This is a genomic window from Aquiflexum sp., assembly GCF_041749095.1.
Lineage (GTDB): Bacteria > Bacteroidota > Bacteroidia > Cytophagales > Cyclobacteriaceae > Aquiflexum.
This window is the reverse complement of sequence record NZ_JBGTCA010000463.1, coordinates 1-25,952: the sequence shown is the minus strand read 5'-3', so window position 1 is coordinate 25,952 and position 25,952 is coordinate 1. Positions and strand designations below refer to the sequence as shown.

Below are 25,952 nucleotides of genomic sequence, written 5' to 3'. Positions count from 1 at the left end.
TTGAATGAGAAAGGCAGAGGTTTACCGCAATGGATTATTGGCAGGAATTCTCAAAGAAGAAAACCGTCAGCATTTTATATTTAGGTATGAAGACGATTATTTTAATGCTCCGGACAAACCTGCCATCAGCTTGACGCTGCCTAAGACCCAACAGGAATACCATAGCGAAAACATTTTCCCTTTTTTTAGCAATATGATAGCAGAAGGAAGCAACCTAGCCATTCAATGTAGTTATTTGAAAATTGACGAAAGAGACGTTCTGGCGATTTTGGGCGCCACGGCTGAAATCGATAGCATCGGGGCAGTGACTGTAAAATTGATAGAAACGGCATGAACCTCGATGACCTTAAATATTGCCCATGCACCTTGGCAGAAGGATTTGATACTTTCAGTCCTGCAGGATTGCGGTGGCTGTTCAACCGTAAAAAGGTTAGCCATGTCCTGGAATTCAATGCCCCCCACGTGGATGAAGAAGTCGCTGAGAAATTACGGCAAAACAGCAAAACCATTTCCATCAGTGGCGCACAATTCAAACAATCTCTTGTTTTAGATCACAACAAACTCAGACTTACCGAACCGGGAGAGCCAGGCCATTATATCCTGAAGCCCATTCCAATCAGACCTCCTTTTGGAAAGGAAGAAGAACTTCCTGCAAACGAGCACCTCACCATGCAAATTGCCAAACAGATTTATGGTATCCGTGCTGCTGAATGCGCGCTGGTTTTTTTCCAAAATGGAGAACCCGCATACATTACCAGGCGGTTTGACTACCATAAAGATGGAACGAAAATCGCCCAAGAAGACTTTGCATCCCTCACAGGACGATCTAAGGAAAAAGATGGGGAAAGCTACAGGTATAGTGGCAGTTATGAAGATATCGCTCCGCTACTGAAAAAATACGTGTCAGCCTACGCCGTAGAAATTGAAAAATATTTTGAATTGGTTGTTTTCAATTACCTGTTTTCCAACGGGGATGCGCACTTGAAGAACTTTTCCCTGCAGCAAAGCCAAAGTGGGGATTATGTACTAAGTCCAGCCTATGATTTGATCAACACTTCGATTCATATTTCTTTCGACAGTTTTTTGGCATTGAAGGATGGATTGTTTGCCGATGATTACGAGACAGAAAGTTTCAGAGTATTGGGATTCTATGCCTATGATGACTTTTATGAGTTCGGATTAAAAATCGGTATGCTGGAAAACCGTGTCAGAACGATTTTGGATAAATACAGAAGCAAGAACAATCAAGTCATTGTTTTAACCCTATGTTCATTTTTGACAGAACCCATAAAGGAACTATATATCAATCATTATTTAGATCGTTTGAAAATGTTGAATAATTCATTCTCTAAAAAGATATAAGTTCCCATCTGGGGGGTTGGCCTTGATAAAACTTTAAATAATTAAATAAAAACCTATGACCGAAGAAATCAATCAACCCATCCCAAAATCATATTCCGACATTGTCAGGGAAACAGAAAAAAGTGGCTTCACCATGGCATCTGATATGTTGGCCTGCTCGCTTCTAAGGACTTTGGCAGCATCCAAACCCAATGGGAAGTTTTTGGAACTGGGGACGGGTACAGGTTTGTCAACCTCTTGGATCTTGGATGGCATGGACAAGCAGTCATCCCTTATTTCATTTGACTTTGACGAAAAGTTCTTGGCTATTGCAGAAACTCACTTGGGAAATGATAGCCGTTTAAATTTGGTACTTTCGGATGGTGAAGATTGGATCAATCAAAACGCTGGGTTGAAATTCGATTATATTTTTGCAGACACTTGGCATGGGAAGTATTTGATGCTGGACGAGGTATTGGACATGCTCAATATCGGAGGACTGTATATTGTGGATGACATGCTTCCACAACCAAATTGGCCGGAAGGACACAATGAAAAAGCCATCAACTTTATAAAGTATTTGGAATCCAGAGAAGATCTGACACTGACCAAAATGAATTGGGCGACTGGGATTATCGTTAAAGTGAAGAAATAAATATTATGCTAAAAAGTCTATTGATGGATTTTTATGAAAGGGATATCCGCAAGTTGATATAAGAAATTAAATTTTAATTAAGATCTGTGGCAGGTGAATTATTTCCGGAGGATGTTGGAGTAAAAATAAATTCTTTATTGCTCAAAACACAAACAATTTTTCAGGTTTATATGTATCTAATTAGGTACATTTGAAAAAAAACAATCAATGCCAAGAATTGAAAGTTTCATCCTGAATTAAAATGAGAAAGAATTTAAAAATACCGAGGATATTAAAGATCAATTGGGTTAAGGATGCATCCATTTCTGTGGTTTTCAATAATGGGGAATCAAGAATCATTGATATTTATGGCTTATTGAAAAATTTAAACTTGATAAATTCTCCAGCTAAGATTTTAATGAATCCTGAAGAGTTATCTGAAGTTGAATTGGTGGATCATACACTATCTTGGGAAAACATCGATCAATATATCACGATGAGAGGTGGAGAAAAAAAGAAAGTTCCCTTCGAAATTGGCGCCGATGTTTTATTTCGGTATAGCAAACCGGAGAAATCAGAAATTTTAATGAAAATTGGTAGGTTAATTAAGGAAACCCGTTTGAAATCCGGTTTGACCCAGCAGGAACTGGCTTTAAAAAGTGGAACAACAAGGACTTATATTTCAAGGATTGAAAATGAAAGATCAGATATCGAATTAGGTACCCTAAAAAAAATAATTGAAGCAGGATTAGGGAAAAAGATAGAGATTTATATTAAGTAAATAACTTTTACTTTTAGAAAAATGGGAACTTCAAAATTTGACATAGCAGACTATTTGGACAACAAAGAAATGATTGCGGAATATCTCAATACAGTTCTGGAGGAGGGAGATAACACAGTTATAATCAATGCCATCGGACATATTGCCAAGGCGATTGGAATGACCAAAATATCTGAGGAAACAGGATTGAGCAGACCGAGCTTGCACAAAGCTTTGTCCGATGGGTCAAAACCTCAATTTGCTACGATTATGAAAGTTTTAAAAGCAATTGGCGGGCAAATTCAGGTAAATCCAATTTCTGGCTAAAAATATCAACTGAAGTACCTATTTTAGAATATGGTAAATCACAGGTTCATTTGACCATTGATTTTTGATGTTGCAAAGTTTTTTTGATTGGTAGTTATAAAGAAATAGCATTTTTGTTTTCAACGATTTCTTCTTTGCGTCTTAGCGCCTTTGCGGGAATTCTCTATCTTTGCACCTTCAAAAATTCCAAGCAATCAATGATTTCAGTAGATAATCTCTCATTAAAATTCGGCAAAAGAACCTTATTCGAAGAGGTAAACCTTAAATTCACACCGGGCAACTGCTACGGTGTCATCGGTGCCAACGGTGCCGGAAAATCCACTTTTTTGAAAATCCTATCAGGAGATATGGACAGTACCTCAGGAATGATAAACATCACTCCCGGTCAGAGAATGGCTGTTCTGAAGCAGAACCACTTTGAATTTGATGAGATTGAGGTGTTGAAAACAGTGATCATGGGGCATAAGAAACTCTATGCCATCATGGCGGAAAAAGATGCCATATACCTCAAAGAGGATTTTTCGGAAGCAGACGGCATCAAAGCCTCAGAACTCGAAGCTGAATTCGCCGAAATGGATGGATGGAATGCGGAATCAGATGCAGCTTCCATGCTTTCAGGTCTGGGGATATCAGAAGATCTTCATTACCTGAAAATGAAAGAATTGGCCGGTAACCAAAAAGTCAGGGTGTTATTGGCGCAGGCACTTTTTGGCAATCCTGATATCCTGATTCTCGATGAACCTACCAATGACCTGGATTCTGAGACCATTAACTGGCTGGAGGATTTCCTGGTCAATTTCAAAAATCTTGTGATCGTGGTTTCCCACGATAGACACTTTTTGGATGCGGTTTCCACTCATATAGTGGACATTGATTTTGGCAAAATAAAAAACTACTCGGGTAACTATACCTTCTGGTACGAATCTTCCCAATTGGCTGCCAAGCAAAAAACCGATCAGAACAAAAAAACAGAGGAAAAGAGAAAAGAACTGCAGGAGTTTATCCTAAGGTTCTCCGCCAACGTAGCCAAATCCAAGCAGGCGACAGCAAGGAAGAAAATGTTGGAAAAACTCAATGTGGACGATATTCAGCCATCTACCCGAAAATACCCCGGCATCATCTTCAAACCTGAAAGAGAAGCCGGAGATCAGGTTTTTATGACCGAAGGTCTGGAGTTGAAAGATGAAAATGCGGTCTATTTTACAGACGTCAACCTGATGGTGGACAAAGGGGATAAAATTGCCTTCATTTCCAAAACCAAGCAGGCAGTCACCAAATTCTTCCAGACCATCATGGAAGAAATCCCTGTTCAAAAAGGGAGTTTCAAATGGGGAGTCACCATCAACAAAGCCTATTTGCCAAACGACAATTCCAAACACTTTCAGTCTGACCTAAACTTAATTGACTGGCTTAGACAATATTCCGGAAATCAGGAAGAAGCACATGTAAGGACTTTCTTGGGGAGGATGCTATTTACCGGGGAAGAATCATTGAAAAAATGCTCTGTATTGTCAGGAGGAGAAAAAGTCCGTTGTATGGTTTCCAAAATGATGTTACAGAATCCAAACTTGTTGGTCATGGACGAACCAACCAACCACCTCGATCTGGAATCCATCACCGCTTTCAACAATGCCATCATTGATTTTAACGGTACGGTATTGATGACTTCCTATGACCATGCTTTTGTTTCCACCACCGCCAACCGCATCATCGAATTCACCCCAAAAGGCACCATAGACAGAAGAATGCCCTATGATGATTATTTGGAATCAGAGGAGGTTAAGGCTTTGAGGGAGAGGATGTATTCCTAAGTAATATGGTTGAGGCTAATTATGATGGAAATATGCTAAAGCGAAATATGCCTGTGGCGAAATATAATTGAAATATGCATCTGCGAAATATGCATATATTGATATTTATGTGGCATATGCTATATGGAATATATTAACAGGACTGTGTAGGATTTATTTCAATTGTATTTCTACCATATTTCAACTGTATTTCTACAATACTTCAACTGTATTTCAACTCTATTTCTATTATATTTCAACCTTATTTCAACCTTATTTCAATAGAATTTCTAAAGTTCAATAAGCTTGCTTCTCACAGCAATCATCATCTACATAGCCATCACCGTAGCGATAGGTGCCTGGTCTTCGAAGCTGGTCAAAAACTCCAGCGACTTTGTGTTGGCCGGGAGGCAGTTACCGCTATTTTTATCTGCGTCGGCATTGTTCGCTACTTGGTTTGGTTCTGAGACGATCTTTGGGGCATCTTCGGAATACCTTGAACACGGACTTCAGGGTGTGATGGAAGATCCTTTTGGTGGGGCATTGTGTCTGGTATTGTTCGGGATGTTTTACCTGAGACCCATGTATAAGATGAATGTCCTGACAATTGGTGATGTGTATAAACGGGTTTTTGGAAAGCGGGTGGAGTTCTTTGCTTCCGTCTTTATGATTCCCCCATATTTCGGATATGTGGCTGCACAATTGGTTGCTTTATCTTTGATTTTCTCCATTGTGTCAGATATCAGCATTTCGCAGGGAATAGTCATCAGTGCGGGCATTGTGGTCTTCTATACCTTTCTGGGAGGGATGTGGGCTATCTCTATCACGGATTTCATTCAGACAACTTTGATTGTGATAGGATTGATCTGGGTGACGGTTTTGGTTGCGGACAAAGCAGGTGGCGTGATGCCAATCCTGGAATCAGCACCTGAAGGCAGTTTTCAGTTTTTCCCCGATGCCAACCCGATTTCATGGATGAATTATCTGGGGGCATGGATGATTTTGGGCTTGGGAAGTATTCCAAGTCAGGACATTTACCAAAGGGTGATGTCCGCAAAATCAGAAAAAGTCGCCATCCGTTCCACTTACCTTGCAGGAGGTTTTTATGTAACCATAGGCTTATTGCCCTTATTTATTGCTCTTGGAGCCAAATACCTCTATCCTGAGATTTACCTTGAAAACAAACAATTGCTTCTTCCGGAAATGGTCCTCAGGCACAGTGGCATGCATGTGCAGATTTTGTTCTTTGGGGCATTGATATCAGCTATCATGAGTACTACGAGTTCGGGATTATTGGCACCATCAGCCATCATTTCAGAAAACCTGATCAGGCCATATTTTGGGAAAAAACTTCAGGAGAAACATTTCTTATGGATTTTGAGGGTAAATATCATTGCTGTTGCCGTGGTAGCAGTTCTGATGGCCCAATGGAAAACCAATATTTATGAACTTGTCGCAGGGGCATCTATATTGATGTTGGTTTCATTGTTTGTACCGCTTACAGCAGGATTATATTGGAGAAAAGCTTCAGAAATGGGTGCTTTAATGTCCATTGTTTTTGGGATGATTGCCTATTTGGGATTTTCTCTGATGGATTTACCATTTTATCCGCATTTGCCGGCATTGGGTGTCAGTGCAATTTCCATGGTTTTGGGATCTTTTGCTTTTCCGGTCAAAAACAAAACTATCATGCAAGACAAAACAAGAAAAAAAGGCCATTCACTTTGAGAATAGCCTTTAATTACAAATAATTCGAAATCCAGTTTACAATTGACCTCTTAATTCACCTTCGGGAAATTTGTCAGTAAGGACATTTACATAAGCATTTCCCGTGCGGAACGCCTCCCCCAAAATCAGTAAATCCCCTCCCAACATTTTTCCAACCAAATCTTTAGCACGTAAGTTCCCTAACGCATATCCAAAAAAAATTGCAATTTTTGTCAAACTTAAATTCAATTATGTATCATACTTTAAGGAGAAACAACTCCTTTACCAAAATTCCCAAGAAAAGTAAAATCGGGCTGCCCTATATATAAGACCAGCCCGACATAAAAATTAATTTTAAAGCTGACCTCTCAATTCACCGCCGGGAAATTTATCAGTATGAACATTTACATAAGCATTACCCGTCCTGAAGGCTTCCCTCAAAATCAGTAAATCCCCTCCCAACATTTTTCCTATTAGATCTTCAGCACATATGGTTCCTTTTGCATAAACCCCGTTTACAGGTCCTTCGACTTTATCAGCCTTCAAAAATGCAACAGGTGGCCCGTTAAACCCTTTTTTTCCTATATGGATATGGGCAAATCTCACGTTTTCCAATTGTGCTACATTTACCTGGAAGTTCAGTGCGGAGATCTTGGAATCGAATTTAAAAATACCAGTTCCAACTGCCTTGGTATCCGCAGGAGGGACTTCCTCATTTCCTGACAATTGGGTTGTAAAATTCCGGTTGTTACCGGGTTGCACACCACTGATCTGACCTCTGATTTCTCCACCTGGGAATTTAACAGTATGAATATTTACATAAGCCATCCCATCGTTTAGCGCATCAATCAAAACATCAAGGGTCATTCCGAGAAAAGGACCTCTAAGCTGGGATTCAGTAATAGTACCTTCTGCTATTACCCCATTCACTAAAGGGGATGCTGGCTGATTGGGAAAAAGGAAGGCCACCACAGGACCATTTCCCCCAAAAGCGGCTGTATGAATATGGCCTGCAACAATACCTTCCATATTTGCGACCCTGATCTGATATTTAATGCCCATGCCTCCATCTACGAGTTCAAAGAAAGCTGCACCTGTTCCCATGGCATCTACCGGCCCTACTTCTTCGGTACCAGTCAAAAACGCTCCATAATTCGTAAAAGAAGCTTTTTTCTTTGCGGTAAGATCATTCAGATTCTCCTCCGCAATTATTTCCTTAACAGGATTTTCCTGCTTAAAGGCTTCACAGGCGAATAGCATCATCGCTATCGCAAAACACAGATACGATTGATAATAATTTTTCATAATGGTGAGATTTAGGTTAAAATGATATTTGATAAAATTCCCTTAAAACGATTAAGGATTCAATAATTGGTTAACTGTATTAAAGTTACTGAAAACGAGTCAATTACAATAACCTATTGCAAAATAAAATTTGTAATTTATCCCAATATGAAATTCAGGCATATAACAAACTTTTAGGAGTTATATTTACCCTAAAATAAATCAGAATCTTATACCAAATTAAAAGCTTTCAAGCAATAATTATGCTTTCCTATCCAATCATCAAGCTTCACAAGAACAAAGAAATCTCCCTGCACAGAAAACACCATTGGGTTTTTTCGGGAGCCATAGACACCAAAAGCGATGACCTAAAAAATGGGGATCTGGTACAGATTTTCAGTTCCAAGGATAAATTTTTGGGAGTAGGTCATTTCCAATATGGATCCATCATGGTAAGGGTGGTGAGTTTTGAAGAGGAACTGATTGATGTAGATTTTTGGGATAAAAAACTTCGTGCTGCTTATCTGATTCGAGAAAGCATTGGTTTAACAAATAATCCCGAAACCAACGTTTACAGGTTGATTCATGGTGAAGGAGATGGGCTACCTGGTCTGATTATCGATTTCTACAACGGCACGGCAGTGATTCAGACCCACCATGTCGGTATGTACAAGCAGGTCAAGGATATCAGTATTGCCCTGCAAAAAATATATGGCCATTCACTAAAGGCAGTTTATGAGAAAAGCTCAGAGACCCTGCCAAGAGATATAGGAGTAGAAAACAGGATGCTGTTTGGAAATCCTGAAACCAATTTGGTTTTAGAATATGGCTGTCAATATAAAATAGACTGGGAAAAAGGCCAGAAAACAGGATTTTTCGTCGATCAAAGGGAAAACAGAAAACTCTTTGGCCAATACAGTAAAGGAAAAAAGGTTTTGAATACATTTTGCTACTCAGGGAGTTTTTCAGTTGCCGCTTTGAAGGAAGGAGCAACAGAAGTTCATTCTGTGGATATATCAGCTAAAGCCATAGAACTTACCGATAAAAACGTGGCTTTGAATTTGGGTTTTCAAGGAGTACATCAATCCATTGTAGCAGATGTGGTGAAATATATCAGAGAAATTGAAACTGATTATGACATCATTGTGCTCGACCCACCGGCATTTGCAAAAAACATCAAATCTAAACACAATGCAGTACAGGCCTACAAGAGGCTGAATGCAGAAGCTTTAAAAAGAATCAAATCAGGTGGAGTATTATTCACTTTTTCCTGTTCCCAGGTTGTGGATAAGCAGCTCTTTGCCAATACGGTAACAGCTTCTGCCATGGAGGCAGGCAGGAATGTCCGTATCCTTCACTACCTCTCCCAACCCGCCGACCATCCTGTTAATATCTTCCATACTGAAAGTGAGTATTTGAAAGGGTTGGTTTTGTATGTGGATTAGAGCGTATGGTAGATTTTAGATTTTAGATTTGGATTCCGTTATTCGAAGTCTGTGGCTTCGGATCATTGGGTATTGAGTCTCTGGCTCAATTGAATGGAGTTGGAAACTCCAATCTCAGCAGTCCGAATGAACAACCTTCGGACAACCCAATCTAGACTCTCGGTTCTCGGTTCTCGCTTCTAATCTCATCTTACAATCTGAAAAAGCATTTCACTAGTTGATATACAAATAACATAAATATCTTTGCGCCTTGGTAACTTTGCGGGAATTAACCTTAATTTTAAATCAAAAAACTTAAAACATGTACACAGGATTAAAACATCTACATTCCGGACTTGCTTATCTGGCTTTGGCAGCTTTGGCAATTATATTTATTTATGCCTTAATCGGGGCTTTGTCCAACAAAGTTTTTACTGAAAAAGACAGGAAGATCGCCCTGATCGGATTTATTTTGGCCCATGTCCAATTGTTGGTAGGACTGATTCTTTATTTTGTAAGTCCACTGGGTTTTGCATTGCTGAAAGGTGGCGGGGCGATGTCAGACAGTGCTGCAAGATTGACAGCAGTAGAACATCCATTGATCAACATAGTAGCAATAGTTCTCATTACCATTGGATATTCCCGTGCCAAAAAACTGACTGAAAGCAGGGCTAAATTCAGGTCTATTTATATGATGTATGCAGTGGGCTTACTTCTGATTTTGTCAAGAATCCCCTGGACAAGTTGGTTGGGGTAATAAAGTTTAAAAAAATTATAAGAGGCAGGTAAAATCCTGCCTCTTTTTATTTCAATAAAACTCTTATCAAATTTTTATCCTCATTCCCATTCCTCACAATCCCAAATCCTCCTTTGTAGTCCCATGTTGCCCAGGCTATTGGGAAAGCCAGTGACTGATATTGGTTCCTCTTTTTATTTCAAATTGATCATTGATTTCTGTTTCAGAGAGGCCAGTTCCGTTTGAATCCGGGACATGGGAGAATAGAAGTAAAAGGCTTAAGAAATAAATTCCGGTTTTCATAATCGGTTTTTAGGGTTGCTTTACAAATACTGTAATACCTTAAATGTACAAAACTGAAACAGGAATTAAGTTATAAATGGAAAAATTCAAACTTCGGATACTCTCAAAAAAATATCCAACAATATCAAATATCAAATAATTATGAACCAACATTTCATTCTAAAAATAAACCAATTCAAATAATCAGAATAACTTTTTATTCTCCTTATGCCTATCCTTATCCCTGATGTTTTTTTTCTCAAAATTCTTCTGTAAAGCATCGGTTAAATCTACTCCGGTTTGATTGGCCAGACACATCAGCACCCAAAGCACATCTGCCATTTCATCGGCCATATTGACTTCGTTGTCTGATTCTTTGAAGGATTGCTCCCCGTACTTTCTGGCCATAATGCGAGCCAACTCCCCCACTTCCTCCATCAGGATAGCTGTATTGGTCAATTCATTGAAGTACCTGACTCCAACAGTTTTGATCCACTCATCAACCAGTTTTTGGGCTTCAGAAATTGTGATTTCTTTAGACATATATACGGTTAAAATACAGGGGTATCCCAAAATCTCTTATATGTTTCAAACATAATCTTCTCCTTTCTTTTTGGCTTCACTTACAAATTCCCTGAATTTTTTCTCACCGTTCAATTTGCATATCAATAAAACATTTTCAGATTCGGTTACCAGGAAATTTTCCAAACCTTCAATTACAACAAGTTTTTCCGGGCTGACTTTAACATAGCAATTTTTGGTTTCATAAAGTACCGCATTGGCATCTACCACATTGCCCAGATCATCTTTTTCTTTGGTCTCATGTAAACTTAACCATGACCCTAAGTCTGACCAACCAAAATCTCCAAGTACAGTATAAACCTCGTCCGCTTTTTCCATAATCCCATAGTCAATGGAAATATTTTTAACCAAGGAATAGGCTTTTCGTGTAAACTCCTCCTCGTCAGGTTTGCCAAAATGTGTTAATCCCTCCTCAAAGGCCTCTGCCACATCAGGCATGTATTTTTCAAAAGCTTTGATAATACTATTTGCTTTCCAGACAAACATTCCTGAATTCCAGACAAAGTCTCCGCTTTCTACAAAAGTCTTTGCCAATTTGATATTGGGCTTTTCGGTGAATGTTTTTACTTTTTTGACAGGATTACCATGATTGCTAATGTATTGGATATACCCATAGCCTGTTTCGGGTCTGTTGGGTCTAATTCCCAGCGTAATTAGCCTATCGTCAAGCTCTGCAGCCTGAAGCGCAATTTCCATGGTACTGTAAAAACTCTTTTCCTGAATAATAAGGTGGTCTGCAGGGGTTACAATTAACTTGGCTTCAGGGTCTTTTTGGAAAATTCTATAACTCGCATAAGCCACACAAGTGGCAGTATTTCTTCTTAATGGTTCAGTGAGTATTTGCTCCGCGGGAACATCCGGAAGCTGATCCTGAACGATATTGAGATATTCTTTAAAAGTAACCACGTAAAACATGTACTTGTCAGATAATTTGATAAACCTGTCATAAGTCATCTGAAGTAAGGTCCTGCCTGTGCCGAGTATATCCAAAAATTGCTTCGGTCTGCCGTTTCTACTATATGGCCAAAAACGGGAACCTATTCCTCCCGCCATGATTACAATATATGGTTTTTTTTGCATGTTCGTAAATTAAACAATTCCTTCTTTCATAAGATCGTGAATATGAATGAAACCAGCAACTTTCTCACCCTCCATTGCTACAAGTTGGGTAATATTAAACTCCTTCATGCGGTTCAAAGCACGGATAGCATACTCTTCCACTGCAATTGACTTTGGATTAACAGTCATGATATCCTCGGCTTTGACCTTGGTGATGTCCTGCATTTTTTGAAGCATCCTCCTCAGGTCCCCGTCAGTGATAATCCCAATAAGCCTGTCATTGGAATCCATTACAGCAGTAGCGCCCAAACGTTTACTGCTGATTTCCACGATAATTTCAGGTAGCTTGGCATCTTCTCTTACTTTGGGAACCATATTTTTTGGAACTACATCCCCGACAGTTAAATACAATTGCTTTCCAAGCGCTCCTCCCGGATGATATTTGGCAAAATCCTCACTGCTGAATCCTTTTGCTTCCAATAGGCAAACTGCCAAAGCATCTCCCAGTGCCAATTGTGCTGTAGTACTCGTAGTCGGTGCAAGGTTATTGGGACATGCTTCTTCAGAAATAGTAGCATTGAGTACAAAATCAGCATGTTCGGCAAGATAGCTGCCTGTATTACAGACCAAAGCAATAAGTTTTGAACCAAGCCTTTTGAGCAAAGGAACAAGAACTTTTATTTCAGGAGTGTTTCCGCTTTTTGAAATACAGATTACAAAATCATCTTTCTGAACCATCCCAAGATCACCATGGATGGCATCGGCAGCATGCATAAAAATCGCCGGAGTACCAGTCGAATTCATCGTAGCCACAATCTTATTGGCAATAATGGCGCTTTTGCCAACACCTGTGATTACAACCCTGCCTTTGGAATTCAAAATAGCCTCTACACAGGCTTCAAACTCATCATCGATGTAATTGATTAAATTTTGAATAGCATCTGCCTCCGATTGAAGTACTTTTATGGCGCTACTTTTAATATTTTTTGTTAACTTCAAAATTGCTGTCGTTAATCCTTAAATTTGTACCAAAGGTATAAAAGAATTCCTTTAAAATTTAATGGATACCGATGAAGGTAACATTGTAATATCATGCAGACTGTGGATCAAAGCGTAAAAGAAAAACTCAAAAAAATTTTTGGTTTCAACCAGTTCCGAGGAACTCAAGAAGCCATTGTGGATAATGTGCTGAATGGCAGAAACACTTTTGTCATCATGCCAACGGGGGCCGGGAAATCCCTTTGCTATCAATTTCCTGCTGTAGTCAATGAAGGTACTGCCATTGTAATCTCTCCTTTGATTGCCTTGATGAAAAATCAGGTGGATCAATTGAATGCTTTTGGTGTAAATGCTTATTTTCTCAATTCCACACTCAATAAATCTGAAACTACCAAAGTCAAGAAGGAAGTATTGTCCGGTAAAACCAAATTGCTCTATGTAGCACCGGAATCCCTTACTAAAGAAGAAAATGTACAGTTTCTGAAGGAGGCGAATATTAGTTTTGTCGCCATTGATGAAGCACATTGTATTTCGGAATGGGGGCATGATTTCAGGCCGGAATATCGAAAAATAAAATCCATCATCGGCCAGATAGGAGCTACCCTTCCCATCATTGCACTTACTGCTACAGCCACACCCAAAGTACAGCAGGACATTCAGCGTAATCTTCAGATGGAAGAAGCCGACCTTTTCAAATCCTCTTTCAATAGAACCAATCTTTATTACGAGGTCAGGCCAAAACATAAGAACGAAACCAAAAAGCAGATCATCAAATACATCAAAACCCATAAGGGAAAATCAGGCATCATATACTGTCTGAGCCGAAAAAAGGTGGAAGAAATTGCTGAACTGCTCAAGGTAAACGGGATTAATGCTGCACCTTACCATGCAGGATTGGATCAAAGTGTACGGGTCAAAAACCAGGATGATTTTCTAAATGAGGAACTTGATGTCATTGTGGCTACCATTGCTTTTGGTATGGGTATTGACAAACCGGATGTCCGTTATGTGATCCATTATGACGTGCCAAAATCCCTTGAAGGATATTACCAGGAAACCGGACGTGCAGGGAGAGATGGATTGGATGGACACTGCCTAATGTTCTATCGGTATGAAGACATCGTCAAATTGGAAAAATTCAACAAGGATAAGCCTGTCACCGAGAGAGAGAATTCCAAAATCCTATTGGAAGAAATGGCCGCTTATTCAGAAAGTTCTGTTTGTAGAAGAAAAGTGTTGCTGCATTATTTTGGTGAGTACCTGGAAACGGATTGTGGATTTTGTGATAATTGCAAAAAACCCAAAGACCAGTTTGAAGGTATGGATCATCTCCTTTCGGCGATATCAGCTGTCAAGGAAACAAACAACAGGTTTAACCTTACCCATATTGTCAATGTCATTAGAGGGGAAAGCAATGATTATATCAAAAGCTATGGCCATGACAAAATATCGGTCTTTGGAAAAGGCAAGGATGAGGATGAAAAATTATGGACTACCGTTGTCAGGCAGGCTTTGATCCTGAATTTTCTGGAAAAGGATATTGAAAACTATGGTATCATCAAAATCTCTGAAAGAGGTGAGAAATTCCTGAAGGATCCATATTCCGTCTCTCTAAGCAAGGACCATAACTTTGAAGAAGTAGATGAAAGCACTTCCGGAGATGATATACATGGTGGAGGAAAAGCTTACGATGAAAAACTCTTTGAACTTCTCAAGGCTGAAAGAAAAAAAGTAGCCAAATCCAAGAACCTTCCCCCTTATGTCATTTTCCAAGATCCTTCTTTGGAAGAAATGGCTACGGTATATCCCACGACAAATGATGAATTGGCACAGGTCAATGGAGTCGGAATGGGAAAAGTCACTAAATTCGGTGCACCCTTTCTGAAGTTGATTGAAAACTATGTGGAAGAAAATGACATCATCACCGCCTCAGATGTCGTTGTAAAAACCGCAGGAAGTAGATCCAAGGTCAAAATATCCATCATACAGCAAGTAGATAGAAAAGTCAACCTTGATGAAATAGCCGACAATCTCAATCTTTCTATGTCAGAACTCATTGGGGAAATTGAACAGATAATCTACAGTGGTACCAAACTCAATATCAACTATTATATTGAGAATATCATGGATGATGAAAGGGAGGATATGCTGCATGACTATTTTATGACTGCAGAATCAGACAATATTAAAGTGGCATTGGATGAACTTGAAGATGAAGACTTTGCGGAAGAGGAAGTCAGAGTCTATAGAATCAAGTTTATCTCAGAACATGCCAACTAAAAAAAAGAATCTAATTGATGAATATATTATTATTAGGCAGCGGAGGCAGAGAACATGCTTTCGCATGGAAGATTGTTAACAGCCAGAATTGTAAGCAATTATTTGTCGCCCCAGGTAATGCAGGTACAGCTACTATTGCCAAAAACGTTTTGATTTCACCCACCGATTTCCACTCCTTGGCAGAATTTATTTTGCTCAATAATATTGAGATGTTGGTTGTGGGTCCCGAGGAACCATTGGTAAAGGGAATTGTGGATTTTTTCCAAAACCACCCCAAATTGTCATCAATTCCCGTAATCGGGCCATGTGAAATCGGTGCCAGGCTTGAGGGATCGAAGGATTTTTCCAAACGCTTTATGCAAAGACATAGCATTCCTACGGCTGCCTATGAAACTTTTACCAAAGAAACAATCGGAGAAGGTCTGGAATATTTGAAAAAACAATCCCTCCCAATAGTATTGAAAGCGGATGGTCTTGCCGCCGGAAAGGGTGTGCTGATCTGCCAAACCCACAAGGAAGCAGAATTGAATCTCAAAGAGATGCTTTTGGAAAGCAAATTTGGTCAGGCCTCTTCTAAAGTTGTCATTGAGCAATTTCTGGATGGCATCGAACTCTCAGTCTTTGTAGCGACTGATGGCAAAAGTTACAAAATCCTACCGGAGGCCAAAGACTACAAAAGGATTGGTGAAAAAGACACTGGCTTAAATACCGGAGGTATGGGAGCAGTCAGTCCCGTTCCCTTTGCTGACAGTGCATTCCTTGACAAAGTAGAGGAGCGAATTGTCCAACCTACCATCAAAGGTCTGGAAGAAGACGGTATATTTTACACAGGTTTTCTTTTCATTGGCTTGATGAATATTGGGGGTGAACCTTATGTGATAGAATATAATGTACGCATGGGAGACCCCGAAACCGAAGCTGTCCTTCCCAGAATCAAAAGTGATTTTGTGGATCTACTTCATGCCATGGGCACGAGAAACCTTTCCGATTATCAAATGGAAATACACGAATTCACCAGTACCACCGTTGTGATGGTCGCAGGTGGATATCCCGGAGATTACAAAAAAGGACATGAAATCATTGGACTAGACAAGGCCAATAAAGGAAATAAATCCATCATATTCCATGCAGGAACAAAACTTGGTGATTCGGGGGAGGTCCTTACCAATGGTGGAAGAGTAATGGCAGTAACAGGAATAGGACAAAATTTGGATCTCGCACTTCAAAACGCCTATCTGACTGTATCGGAAATTTGCTGGGAAGATTTGTATTTCCGGAAAGATATCGGTCAGGATATTCTCAATTTAATAAATAAACCCATTTAAAGAGGAGATAAGATCTCCCTTAGTATATATAATTATGGCAGGATGTAGTAGCTGCTCGACGACCACCGGAACAAGTGGCGGCTGTAACAACAACGGCACATGTGGTACGAGCGATTGTAATAAAATGAATGCATTTGATTGGTTGTCCCATATGGGAATTCCAACCGTTGATAAGTTTGATATTGTTGAAGTAAAATTCAAAGGTGGCAGAAAAGAGTACTACCGAAATGTGGATTTCATTCCACTGACAACCGGGGATCCAATAGTAGTGGATGTGCCAAACGGACACCATATCGGGTATGTTTCCTTACAGGGGGAATTGGTACGACTTCAGATGCAAAAGAGAAAAATCAAAGATGATGACAATATCCTCCGCATCTATAGGGTAGCCAATCAGAAAGACCTTGAAAAATGGGAGGAAGCAAGAAACAGGGAAATCCCAACCTTATACAGAACCAAACAGATCATAGATGAACTGAAGCTTGAAATGAAGCCTTCGGATGTGGAGTTTCAGGCAGACAATTCCAAAGCAACCTTTTACTATTCCGCTGAAGACCGGGTAGATTTCAGGGAACTGATCAAACTTTTGGCCTCGGAATTCAAAATCCGGGTTGAAATGAGACAGATCAGTCTCAGGCAGGAAGCAGGGAGATTGGGTGGAATAGGAGTCTGTGGCAGGGAATTATGTTGCTCCACTTGGATATATGAATTCAAAAGCGTCAACACTTCCGCAGCAAGATATCAGAACCTTTCTCTCAATCCCTCCAAACTATCGGGACAATGCGGTAGATTGAAATGCTGTCTAAATTATGAGCTTGATACTTACATGTCTGCTCTCAGTGATATTCCTGAGGTAGATAAACCGCTTTTGACAGAAGCCGGTCCGGCCAAACTACAAAAGACAGATATCTTCAGAAAATTGATGTGGTTCAGTTACAATAATGATAACGACTGGCATTCCATCACCTGTGATAGGGTAAAAGAGATTCAGGAACTTAACGCCAAAGGCACCAAACCGACAAATCTGAAAAACAACCATACAAAGGACATAGAAGAACAGATTTCAAAATCAAACCTTGAATTGGAAATTCTGGACAAAAAATTCAGCGGTAATAAAAGAACCAAAAAGAAAAAGAAACCCCGTGGAGACGGAAGCAACCCTGCATTTAAAAAAGAGGCAGGAAATCCAGAACAGCAACAACAAAAAAACAATCCCAACCAAAACCCCAAAAGGAAAAACAATCCAAGCGGTCGCACACCAAGAAGTAACGCCCCGCAACAGAACGCCACTTCCAAACCTGCCCAACCTCAATCCCAAGAAGGTGGATCTGAGCAGAAACCAAGGAATAAAAGGAACAACAAAAGAAGGTTTAACCCAAAGAATAAAGGAGACCAAAATCCAGGACAATCATAAATTTAAAATATGACATTAAAATCCAAGGTTATTCTCCTGCTGCTATGTGTTTTGATGCTTGGCTGTGACAAGAGCCGACTATTTGAAAAATACCAGGGAATGGAAACAGGTTCATGGAATATTGCTGATACAGTTTCATTTGATCTGCCTAAGATTTCTGATTCTCACAAAACAATCGTAGGTATCAAATACAACGATGACTATGAATTCAGAAATCTTTACCTCACTTATCTTTTAAAAGACAGTCTTGGCCAAATCATCGAAACCCAATTATTGGAAATCCCGCTTTTTGATAATAAATCAGGCAAGCCATTGGGTTCAGGATTTGGGATTACATTTACCAAATATGACACCCTTCCCCTATTGACAAATAATTCTTATTCAAAGATTCAGTTATTGCAATATATGAGAATGGATGAAATAGTTGGCATTGAGGCTGTGGGGGTTAAGATTGTGAAGTAGGTTTTTTCAAACCCCCAAAAGAGGTTTTCCCATCCAATATTGTCTGCTGAAATAAAACCTGTAAGGCCAGCCCTTTTCCTTTAATTGTAAAGGGTGATAGACAAATGCTTCCTTGGATCCCTGGGCATCGTAAAGTCTTTGGTCATCTGTAAGTATTGCCTCAGCATAAACACCCTTTTTTCTCAATGCCAGATCAAGTAAGCTTGACGATGGATATCTTTCTAGTTCATAACCACCATGCGAACCTTGGATTTTGTCCCTTAGAGACCACGTGTTGTCAAATCTGTAGGTTGGCGATGCAGGAATATCCAAACTTTCACCCTTGCTGACATTTTTGACATAGTCAATATAATTCCTCAACATACCAATACCCTCATTCTTCAACTGGTCCTGATTAAAATCCTTTGATTTCAGGCTGGTGACTACGGTAATTTTATTTTTGGCCCTGGTAATGGCTACATTCAAGCGATTGATTCCTCCCTTTTTGGAAAGCATCCCGAAATTTGCAATTAACTTCCCTTTTTTGTTTTTGGCATATCCAATGCAAAGAATCACCCAGTCAAATTCATCACCCTGCGCATTTTCAATATTCTTTATAGAAAGATTTTCATTTTTGATATCCTCTTCTAAGTTTACCAGTTCCTGGATCAATTCCATTTGGAAAAAATTGAAAGTAATCACTCCAATTGAAAATGATGGCTTGTTTATTTGGATCCATTTTATTTCCTCAATCACAGCCTCCGCCTCTACTCTATTGGTCTGTTTGTCCCAAATCCCATCTACACTTATTAATTTGAAAGGGGATTCATTGACATTTACTAGATCCATCTTTGCGAGCATTTTCAGTCTGTTTTCATAAAAATTTCTGTTAGAGAAATGTATCAGCCCAAGCTGGGCACTTCGGTAATGTCCTTGAAGCCAGAATTTCTGAAAAAATCCTGATGCAAGCTCCAAAAGGGATTCTGTCTCTGTTTCAATCCCATCATCTTCCGTTTCCATTCTGACCTGATACAGGTCAAATGGACGCAATTGATGGGAATCTCCTGCTATGACAGTTTGCTTTCCCCTCAACATGGCGGGAAGCCCCCGTTCTACATAACACTGCGAAGACTCATCAAAAATCACGAGGTCAAACGACTGTTTCAAAGGGAAAAGTGCGGATACAGTTTCAGGTGATGCCAGCCAACAAGGTATCAGTTTAAAAATCTCATCCTCAAATGCTTCAACAAGCTTTTTGATACTCCAAATCTTTTTTTGCTTGCTCACCTGATGACTGAGTTCCCTATAGGTCAAAAGATTATTGAGTCGGTTAAATTCAAGGTTTTTATAAGTGAATTCTCTGACCCTAATGTCTGCAATATACTTTGAAAGTTTCCATTTTTCTACGACTGCATCTAACAGTTCCTCCTGCATTTTAAGTGTTTTGTTGGAAACAACATCTGTCAGTATCGGATACTTGGTTTCTATATGGCCTATCCAGCTCATTTTAAGCCCCGAAAGAAAAAGTGCTTTTAGTTCCTCAAAACTCCTATCAGGATAAGTGGTGAGCAATTTATCCATTACGGAGATATCCTGGGACTTCAACCTTTTTCTCAATCTATCGAAGTGAACCATCCCATCAAAAATCTGTGGTACCTGTTCTTGGATAGTTATTATCCCGTCTTCCGAACTCTGGGATATCAAATGTTGGATCTGGATTTTGCTCAGATATAATGACCAATAGGGCATCTTCTTTTCCAACACCTGCAAATGTATGAGTACATTATTTAACCTTTTTAGGAAAGCTTCACCCGATGATGCGTTTAATTTTAAAAAACTGTTCAATCCGCCAAGATCATTGATTACAGATTTAGCCTTTACAGCTTCTTTGTAAATGGTGGAAATATGATTGAATGTTGTATAATCAAAAGGCTTACCGGGAAGTTCAATCCATGGCTTGCCATTTAACAGGGTGTACTGATGATTGAGATTCATCCTGTTTTCCAGTTTTTTGATCAGGATATTTACCCCATAAGTACTGTTTTCCAATTCATTTAAAATCAAAAGTCTATAAATGGGCAGAAATCTTTTTGTTTTCCAGATAAGCGGAAAATGTTTTCTCCAACCTTTTTTCCTGGCCAAAAACTCAATGGCCAATTTCATAAGTCCCTCTGACTCCCTGTCGAGGCTGTTCCATTCTACGCCTTCATCGGACAGCAGTGATTTGATAGCGTCAAGTTTATGTTCCAGCCAAAGAATATCAATTTCTGTCCTTGGTATATCCTTCAAGGACCAAAAACGATCCAAACTCTCCTTATGGTGCAATAAATGGATAAGTTCTTCCAACTTTGGTTTTTGCTCATAAAAATAAAATAAAAATGATGGATCATATTCTTCCAATTTCGAAAAATCATATTCAAAATTCTCCTTGACCTCTCTAATTTCAGCAACCACTTCCTGTATCCGTTTTGAAACTGCCGGATCAAATCCGCTAAAATCCACCCTATGCAACCAAAATGATTCAGGGTTTTGGTAGTTCCTGTAGTATTGCTCATAATCATTGAAATCCCTCAAAAAATCCTTTACCCTTCCTGCATGGAACTTCCTGTAAAATTGGTTCATGTCAAAGGACTCATCTGATAGCTTCGAACCCAAATAAAGTTCTTTGATCGGAACGCCGCATTCCTCGGTATTGTACAGAGCCTTTTTCAGTGTGTTGAAATAATCCGAATTATAATCTACCAACCTTGATATTTGTGCGAAATTCCTTTCAAGCTGAATGGCATCTATTCCACGGTTCAGTTCCTGATAGTTATCAATTGACCTTATCTGACTGAGAATTTTTTTATAAAGCTCCTTTCTGTCTGACCTGAAATCATGTACAAGGGCCAAAAATGCTCCGAATCCTTCGCTGGCCAGTCTGTTGAACACCACGTCCAAAGCGGCTCTTTTTTGTGAAACAACAAGTACCTTTTTTCCCCTTGCAATGTAATCAATGACCAAGTTGCTGATCAATTGTGATTTTCCGGTTCCGGGTGGGCCTTCTACTACACAAGATCTACCTTCTCTAACGGCTTTGATGACCTCTTCCTGACTCGAATCAACAGGAAATACCGTGTATAGCTGATCCTCTCTGATGGGATTAGGCTGTAATTCTTTCGGAGCAAACCATTGGTGAAATAGGCTCTCAAGATCCGGAAGATCATGCTGAACCATCAACTGCTCATAATCCTGAATCAGAAAGCTGGTTTTTTGTGTAAACTGTCCCAACACTGCGTAAGGTTTAAGTTGTAGTTTTCCAATCTTCATTTGTTCCTCATCCAGACTTCTGGAGGAATCAGGGAATGTTTCCAACCTATTTTCATACAGCTCTCTGGAAAAGTTAAGTGAAAATTCCTGATCCAGAAAAACATAAAGTTCATTTCTAAATACCACTAAATCCGAAGAGAAATTTTCGAGTGGATTTTCTTCGCCAAATATGTTAGGGTCCTTGCCGTATGCATGGGAGTAGGCCAATAAAAAAGCTTTATTCAAAAAAGGATGGTCTCCATTACTTCTTATCCAGTTCCATTGGTTCTCCTCTGATTTGATTTCGACTGGAAAAAACATTAACGGACACCTGATAACCTGGCCATTAAGCATTTTTCCTTCCACAAAAGGCCAACCCACGTATAGACTTTTTTCTCCCGTTTCGGCTTCTGCCAACTTTACCGAGTGCTGCAGTTTTTTAATTCGGGATGAGAGTATATTGACGTTCTTATCTCTTGGGTCTGATAAGGGTAATATTGGAAGTCTGTTATTTTTACCGATAAGTTCTTCTATATAATTAAAAGCAGGAAGATGGTTTGCAAAATCAAAATCCTTCAGATCAATCATTTGACCGGATATCAGCCTTGAAAGATAGATGGACCTGTTCCTGCTGGAAAGATCCACCAATCTATTTAGATATACCTGAAGAACATCTTTGAGCATAGGTGATTATTTGAAAGGAGAATCTTTTTCCTTTGCCATATGGTTGTAAACTACTCCATCCATAATTCCGGGAATCCATTTATTTAAAAATACAGCTAATTTTCCTTGTCTCGTCAATATAATATCTCTTTTTCTGGCAAGGGTAGCTTTTAAAATTTCATTTGCCACTTCCTCTGATGTCATCATTTTATTTTCCTCCCGCGGTGATTCACCCTGAACTGTTCCATCAGCTGTCAGGGCATTGTTACGGATATTGGAAGCTGTAAATCCCGGGCAAGCCACTAACACGTGCACGCCTTTCTTCATCACTTCAGTTCTTAAAGATTCAAAAAATCCATTCATCGCATATTTGCTTGCCGTGTAGGCAGTGCGGGCGGGAGTTCCCCGATAGCCATTGATGGAAGATACACCAACAATACTGCCCTTACTTTTCAATATATAAGGAAGGCAAAATTTAGTGGCATAAACCGTCCCCCAAAAATTGGTATCCATCACTTTATGGAACACCTCAAGGTCCAAGTCCTCAAATAATGCCCGCATCGAAATCCCTGCATTATTGACCAGGATGTCAATTTTTCCGAACCTTCTGATAGCTTCATCAGCCATCTTTTGGTTTTCTTCCAATGATGCCGCATCAGCCAAAACTCCCACTGCTTCTATCCCCTGATTCTGTAAATTGTGCAGCACATTATCAAGCTTGACCTGTGAACGGCCTGTGATAAGAATTTTTGCTCCCTGAGCTCCAAAAACAAATGCGCAAGCCTCACCTATTCCGGAGGTTGCGCCTGTTATAATAACCACTTTGTCCTTTAATTTCATTTCTATTCAGTGATTTCACCCTAAAGATAAAAATTTAGGAAAAAGTCCTTCTCTTATTGAAATGTTTTTCAGTTTTTTTGACATGAATGAAAAGTAAATTCCTACCGGTTAAAGCAAAAAAGTAATCTCATTTATTCTCCTTTTTTTCAAAATCAAAAAATAAATAAGCCCAAAAACGGATTTTTTAAATAAATTGGATTTTCGATTGGACATCATTCAAACAATCTTTCAAACAATAGACCTGATGAAAAAAGAATTACTAAAAGAAAATGACAATTCCAGAAGGGGTTTTATCAAAGCTTCCGCAACTGCCCTGGCAGGATTTTATTTTGTTCCAAGGCACGTATTGGGTGGTCCTGGCTTTATAGCTCCATCAGATCGATTGAGAGTGGCGGGAATTGGTGTCGGGGGAATGGGAAGTGGGGATGTGAGAGGTGTCTTCAATAGTGGAAAGGCAGATTTTATTGCATTGTGCGATGTGGATGACACTAGGGCAAAAGGAAGTGTGGAAGCACATCCAAAAGCGAAATATTACAGGGATTTTAGAACCATGCTTGACAAAGAGCATAAGAACATTGATGCAGTCACCGTCTCTACTCCCGACCATATGCATGCCATTCAGGCATTGGCAGCCATGCAATTGGGGAAACATGTCTATGTGCAGAAGCCACTTACACATGATATTTATGAAGCCAGGATGTTGACTGAAGCTGCTGAAAAATATAAAGTGGTCACCCAAATGGGGAACCAAGGTTCCTCAGGTGAAGGTGTAAGGAAAATGGTGGAGTGGTACAATGCCGGATTGATCGGTGAAGCTACCAGAGTTTGGAGTTGGACTGACAGACCTGTATGGCCACAGGGTATTCCCTGGCCAAAAACCCAAGCCACACCTCCTGCTGACCTGGATTGGGATTTGTGGTTGGGCACCGCCCCATACAAAGAATATGTCCCCAATTTAATCCCTTTTAATTGGAGAGGTTGGTGGGATTACGGAACAGGAGCCTTGGGAGATATGGCTTGTCATATTATGGAGCCGCCATTCAGGGTTTTGGGATTAGGTTATCCTGAGTCCGCCGAGTGCAGTGTAGGCTCTGTTTATGTAGGAGAATTCCAGAGAGGATATTTCCCAGATAGTTGCCCTCCTTCTTCCCATATTACATTGAGATTTAAAAGAGAAGGAAAAGAAGATCTTAGCTTCCATTGGATGGACGGTGGCATTCAGCCATCAAGACCCGAAGAGTTAGGCCCCAATGAGGTCATGGGAGATGGCGGAAATGGCGTCATCATCGAAGGTACCAAAGGAAAAATGATGTGCGGCACCTATGGTAGAGATCCAAAACTGCTGCCGACATCTTTAACGGAAGAAATCCACGTTCCTCAAACTTTATATAGGGTTCCCGAGGGAGATAGAGGGCATTATAACAACTGGGTAGAGGCTTGTATCAGTGGTTTCGATAGTAAAGAATTCAATCAGTTGAGTTCACCATTTTCTATCGCCGGACCCTTGACAGAATCAGTTTTGATGGGGAATCTTGCTATCAGAAGTAATGATTATAGAGTGCCAAGATCTGATGGTTCCAATAGATTTGACTATCCTGGCCGGGGAATCAAATTGGTTTGGGACGGTCCCAACATGAAAATCACTAATTTTGAACCCGCCAATCAGTTTGTAAAAAGGGTGTATAGGGAGGGGTGGAAGCTGGAAGGATGAAGGAGAAAGGATAAGGGATGAAGGAAAAAATTTAGATTTTAGAGGGTAGATTTTAGATTTGGGGATTGTGAACGAAGGAAGAGGGATGAAGGTAGAGGATGATGAAGGGTAAATTTTATGTGTTTATCCTCTTCCTTAGAATTTACTCTTGTATCTTGATTCTTGGCTTCCCGATACTCGGGACAGGCTTTGGTTCTAGGTTCTAAAATCTCGCTTCTCTCCTCTCTCGCTCACCTTCTCCTCAATGCCCTTTTCCACCAGGGCAACTCGATTTCGTCATGGTAACCATAATGACTGGAATATCCATAGCCGTAGCCGTATCCGTAACCAAAACCATATCCTTTGTCAATATGCACATCATTGAGCAGGGCATAGACTTTATTGACCCCTCCTTTTTCGATAAGGTTATTAAGAACCTGAATGTGGCTTTTGTGTGAAAATCCCTGCCGGAAAATATAAAAATTGACATCAGAAAAATTAAATAGCTCCTTGGTCTCGGAAACAAGGCCTGCCGGTGGACAATCCAAAATCACTACATCATACTCCTTTTTTATTTCCGACATGATCTGTGAAAACTTGTCCTGCAAGAGTAATTCAGCCGGATTAGGCGGAACAGGCCCTGAGAGAATGACGTCAAGGTTATCATACTGAGTCGGTTTGACAACCTCTCTCCAAGGAATCCCCTTACTCAGACAGGTACTCATACCGATGTCATTATTGAATCCAAACTCTTCTGCAATCTTGGGCTTTCGGAGATCAAGCCCTATCAACATTGTCTTTTTTCCCAAAAGAGAATAAACGGAGGCCATATTGATAGAAGCAAAAGTCTTACCCTCACCCGAAATACTTGAGGTAAACAATATGGTCAAATGATCCTTGTTTGGGCACAAATAGGACATATCAGCCCTAATATTCCTGAAAGATTCTGTTACCGAAGACCTTGGATTATGTAATACAGGCTTAGGGTCACTTCCAAGATTTCTGCCGATCATACCTATCAGAGGTGTTTTAATCTGTTTTTCAAGTTCCTTAGGATCTTCAATCTTGGTGTTCAAAAAATCCCTG

At 39.9% G+C, this 25,952-nt stretch carries 23 protein-coding genes; 14 read left to right on the top strand and 9 right to left on the bottom strand.

Annotated features, from left to right (window positions below; all coding sequences use genetic code 11):
* Positions 1-4: 4 nt before the first annotated feature.
* The 7 genes from ACEW8O_RS21090 to ACEW8O_RS21060 all read left to right on the top strand — a co-directional run bounded on the left by ACEW8O_RS21090 (position 5) and on the right by ACEW8O_RS21060 (position 6,580).
* The gene (locus ACEW8O_RS21090; protein ID WP_373496605.1) at positions 5-334 is read left to right on the top strand and encodes a HipA N-terminal domain-containing protein; all 330 of its coding nucleotides are present in this window, start codon (positions 5-7) and stop codon (positions 332-334) included.
* Positions 331-1,362 carry a HipA domain-containing protein gene (locus ACEW8O_RS21085; protein WP_373496604.1) on the top strand — a complete coding sequence of 344 codons (1,032 nt, stop codon included), beginning with the start codon at positions 331-333 and terminating at the stop codon, positions 1,360-1,362. The genes ACEW8O_RS21090 and ACEW8O_RS21085 overlap by 4 nt, the downstream gene beginning before the upstream one ends.
* A gap of 55 nt (positions 1,363-1,417) precedes the next feature.
* Positions 1,418-1,996, top strand: a complete 579-nt coding sequence (locus ACEW8O_RS21080; protein ID WP_373496603.1) for an O-methyltransferase — start codon at positions 1,418-1,420, stop codon at positions 1,994-1,996.
* Positions 1,997-2,351: 355 nt separating this feature from the next.
* Complete coding sequence (locus tag ACEW8O_RS21075) at positions 2,352-2,756, top strand: helix-turn-helix domain-containing protein (protein WP_373496602.1); 405 nt, start codon at positions 2,352-2,354, stop codon at positions 2,754-2,756.
* Between the two features lie 21 nt (positions 2,757-2,777).
* Positions 2,778-3,062, top strand: a complete 285-nt coding sequence (locus ACEW8O_RS21070; RefSeq protein ID WP_373496601.1) for an addiction module antidote protein — start codon at positions 2,778-2,780, stop codon at positions 3,060-3,062.
* Positions 3,063-3,259: 197 nt separating this feature from the next.
* The gene (locus ACEW8O_RS21065; protein ID WP_373496600.1) at positions 3,260-4,873 is read left to right on the top strand and encodes an ABC-F family ATP-binding cassette domain-containing protein; all 1,614 of its coding nucleotides are present in this window, start codon (positions 3,260-3,262) and stop codon (positions 4,871-4,873) included.
* Between the two features lie 285 nt (positions 4,874-5,158).
* Complete coding sequence (locus ACEW8O_RS21060) at positions 5,159-6,580, top strand: sodium:solute symporter family protein (protein ID WP_373496599.1); 1,422 nt, start codon at positions 5,159-5,161, stop codon at positions 6,578-6,580.
* A 36-nt stretch (positions 6,581-6,616) separates the two neighbouring features.
* Here ACEW8O_RS21060 and ACEW8O_RS21055 read toward each other — a convergent pair whose 3' ends face one another.
* Positions 6,617-6,796: a CHRD domain-containing protein gene (locus ACEW8O_RS21055; protein WP_373496598.1), complete on the bottom strand. Its 180-nt coding sequence runs from the start codon at positions 6,794-6,796 to the stop codon at positions 6,617-6,619.
* 117 nt (positions 6,797-6,913) lie between these two features.
* Positions 6,914-7,864, bottom strand: a complete 951-nt coding sequence (locus ACEW8O_RS21050) for a CHRD domain-containing protein (RefSeq protein WP_373496597.1) — start codon at positions 7,862-7,864, stop codon at positions 6,914-6,916.
* A gap of 242 nt (positions 7,865-8,106) precedes the next feature.
* Between ACEW8O_RS21050 and ACEW8O_RS21045 the strand changes: the two genes are divergently transcribed.
* Both ACEW8O_RS21045 and ACEW8O_RS21040 read left to right on the top strand, forming a co-directional pair.
* A complete protein-coding gene (locus tag ACEW8O_RS21045; RefSeq protein WP_373496596.1) occupies positions 8,107-9,288 on the top strand; it encodes a class I SAM-dependent rRNA methyltransferase in 1,182 nt (393 codons plus the stop codon).
* 301 nt (positions 9,289-9,589) lie between these two features.
* Positions 9,590-10,024, top strand: coding sequence for a hypothetical protein (locus ACEW8O_RS21040; RefSeq protein ID WP_373496595.1), 435 nt, complete (start codon positions 9,590-9,592; stop codon positions 10,022-10,024).
* A gap of 135 nt (positions 10,025-10,159) precedes the next feature.
* Here ACEW8O_RS21040 and ACEW8O_RS21035 read toward each other — a convergent pair whose 3' ends face one another.
* The 4 genes from ACEW8O_RS21035 to ACEW8O_RS21020 all read right to left on the bottom strand — a co-directional run bounded on the left by ACEW8O_RS21035 (position 10,160) and on the right by ACEW8O_RS21020 (position 12,925).
* Positions 10,160-10,306: a hypothetical protein gene (locus tag ACEW8O_RS21035; protein ID WP_373496594.1), complete on the bottom strand. Its 147-nt coding sequence runs from the start codon at positions 10,304-10,306 to the stop codon at positions 10,160-10,162.
* Positions 10,307-10,489: 183 nt separating this feature from the next.
* Positions 10,490-10,828: a nucleotide pyrophosphohydrolase gene (locus ACEW8O_RS21030; protein ID WP_373496593.1), complete on the bottom strand. Its 339-nt coding sequence runs from the start codon at positions 10,826-10,828 to the stop codon at positions 10,490-10,492.
* Between the two features lie 45 nt (positions 10,829-10,873).
* Positions 10,874-11,947: a mannose-1-phosphate guanylyltransferase gene (locus ACEW8O_RS21025; protein WP_373496592.1), complete on the bottom strand. Its 1,074-nt coding sequence runs from the start codon at positions 11,945-11,947 to the stop codon at positions 10,874-10,876.
* Between the two features lie 9 nt (positions 11,948-11,956).
* Positions 11,957-12,925, bottom strand: coding sequence for an SIS domain-containing protein (locus tag ACEW8O_RS21020; RefSeq protein ID WP_373496591.1), 969 nt, complete (start codon positions 12,923-12,925; stop codon positions 11,957-11,959).
* Between the two features lie 102 nt (positions 12,926-13,027).
* On the opposite strand from ACEW8O_RS21020, the gene recQ reads away from it, so the two are divergent.
* From recQ to ACEW8O_RS21000, 4 genes are read left to right on the top strand one after another with little or no spacing between them, the layout of a single operon-like run.
* The gene (gene recQ, locus ACEW8O_RS21015) at positions 13,028-15,205 is read left to right on the top strand and encodes a DNA helicase RecQ (RefSeq protein WP_373496616.1); all 2,178 of its coding nucleotides are present in this window, start codon (positions 13,028-13,030) and stop codon (positions 15,203-15,205) included.
* Positions 15,206-15,222: 17 nt separating this feature from the next.
* Complete coding sequence (gene purD, locus ACEW8O_RS21010) at positions 15,223-16,530, top strand: phosphoribosylamine--glycine ligase (RefSeq protein ID WP_373496590.1); 1,308 nt, start codon at positions 15,223-15,225, stop codon at positions 16,528-16,530.
* A 34-nt stretch (positions 16,531-16,564) separates the two neighbouring features.
* The gene (locus ACEW8O_RS21005; RefSeq protein WP_373496589.1) at positions 16,565-17,944 is read left to right on the top strand and encodes a stage 0 sporulation family protein; all 1,380 of its coding nucleotides are present in this window, start codon (positions 16,565-16,567) and stop codon (positions 17,942-17,944) included.
* Between the two features lie 9 nt (positions 17,945-17,953).
* Positions 17,954-18,406, top strand: a complete 453-nt coding sequence (locus tag ACEW8O_RS21000) for a gliding motility lipoprotein GldH (RefSeq protein ID WP_373496588.1) — start codon at positions 17,954-17,956, stop codon at positions 18,404-18,406.
* 6 nt (positions 18,407-18,412) lie between these two features.
* Here the strand turns inward: ACEW8O_RS21000 and ACEW8O_RS20995 are convergent, their stop codons facing one another.
* Together ACEW8O_RS20995 and ACEW8O_RS20990 are read right to left on the bottom strand one after the other, a co-directional pair.
* Positions 18,413-22,357, bottom strand: coding sequence for an AAA domain-containing protein (locus ACEW8O_RS20995; RefSeq protein WP_373496587.1), 3,945 nt, complete (start codon positions 22,355-22,357; stop codon positions 18,413-18,415).
* 6 nt (positions 22,358-22,363) lie between these two features.
* Positions 22,364-23,176: an SDR family oxidoreductase gene (locus ACEW8O_RS20990; protein ID WP_373496586.1), complete on the bottom strand. Its 813-nt coding sequence runs from the start codon at positions 23,174-23,176 to the stop codon at positions 22,364-22,366.
* A 244-nt stretch (positions 23,177-23,420) separates the two neighbouring features.
* Between ACEW8O_RS20990 and ACEW8O_RS20985 the strand changes: the two genes are divergently transcribed.
* Positions 23,421-24,887 carry a Gfo/Idh/MocA family protein gene (locus ACEW8O_RS20985; protein ID WP_373496585.1) on the top strand — a complete coding sequence of 489 codons (1,467 nt, stop codon included), beginning with the start codon at positions 23,421-23,423 and terminating at the stop codon, positions 24,885-24,887.
* Between the two features lie 230 nt (positions 24,888-25,117).
* On the opposite strand, the gene ACEW8O_RS20980 is transcribed toward ACEW8O_RS20985, so the two are convergent.
* Positions 25,118-25,952, bottom strand: an 835-nt coding sequence (locus ACEW8O_RS20980; RefSeq protein WP_373496584.1) for a tyrosine-protein kinase family protein, incomplete at its 5' end; no start/stop codon positions are given.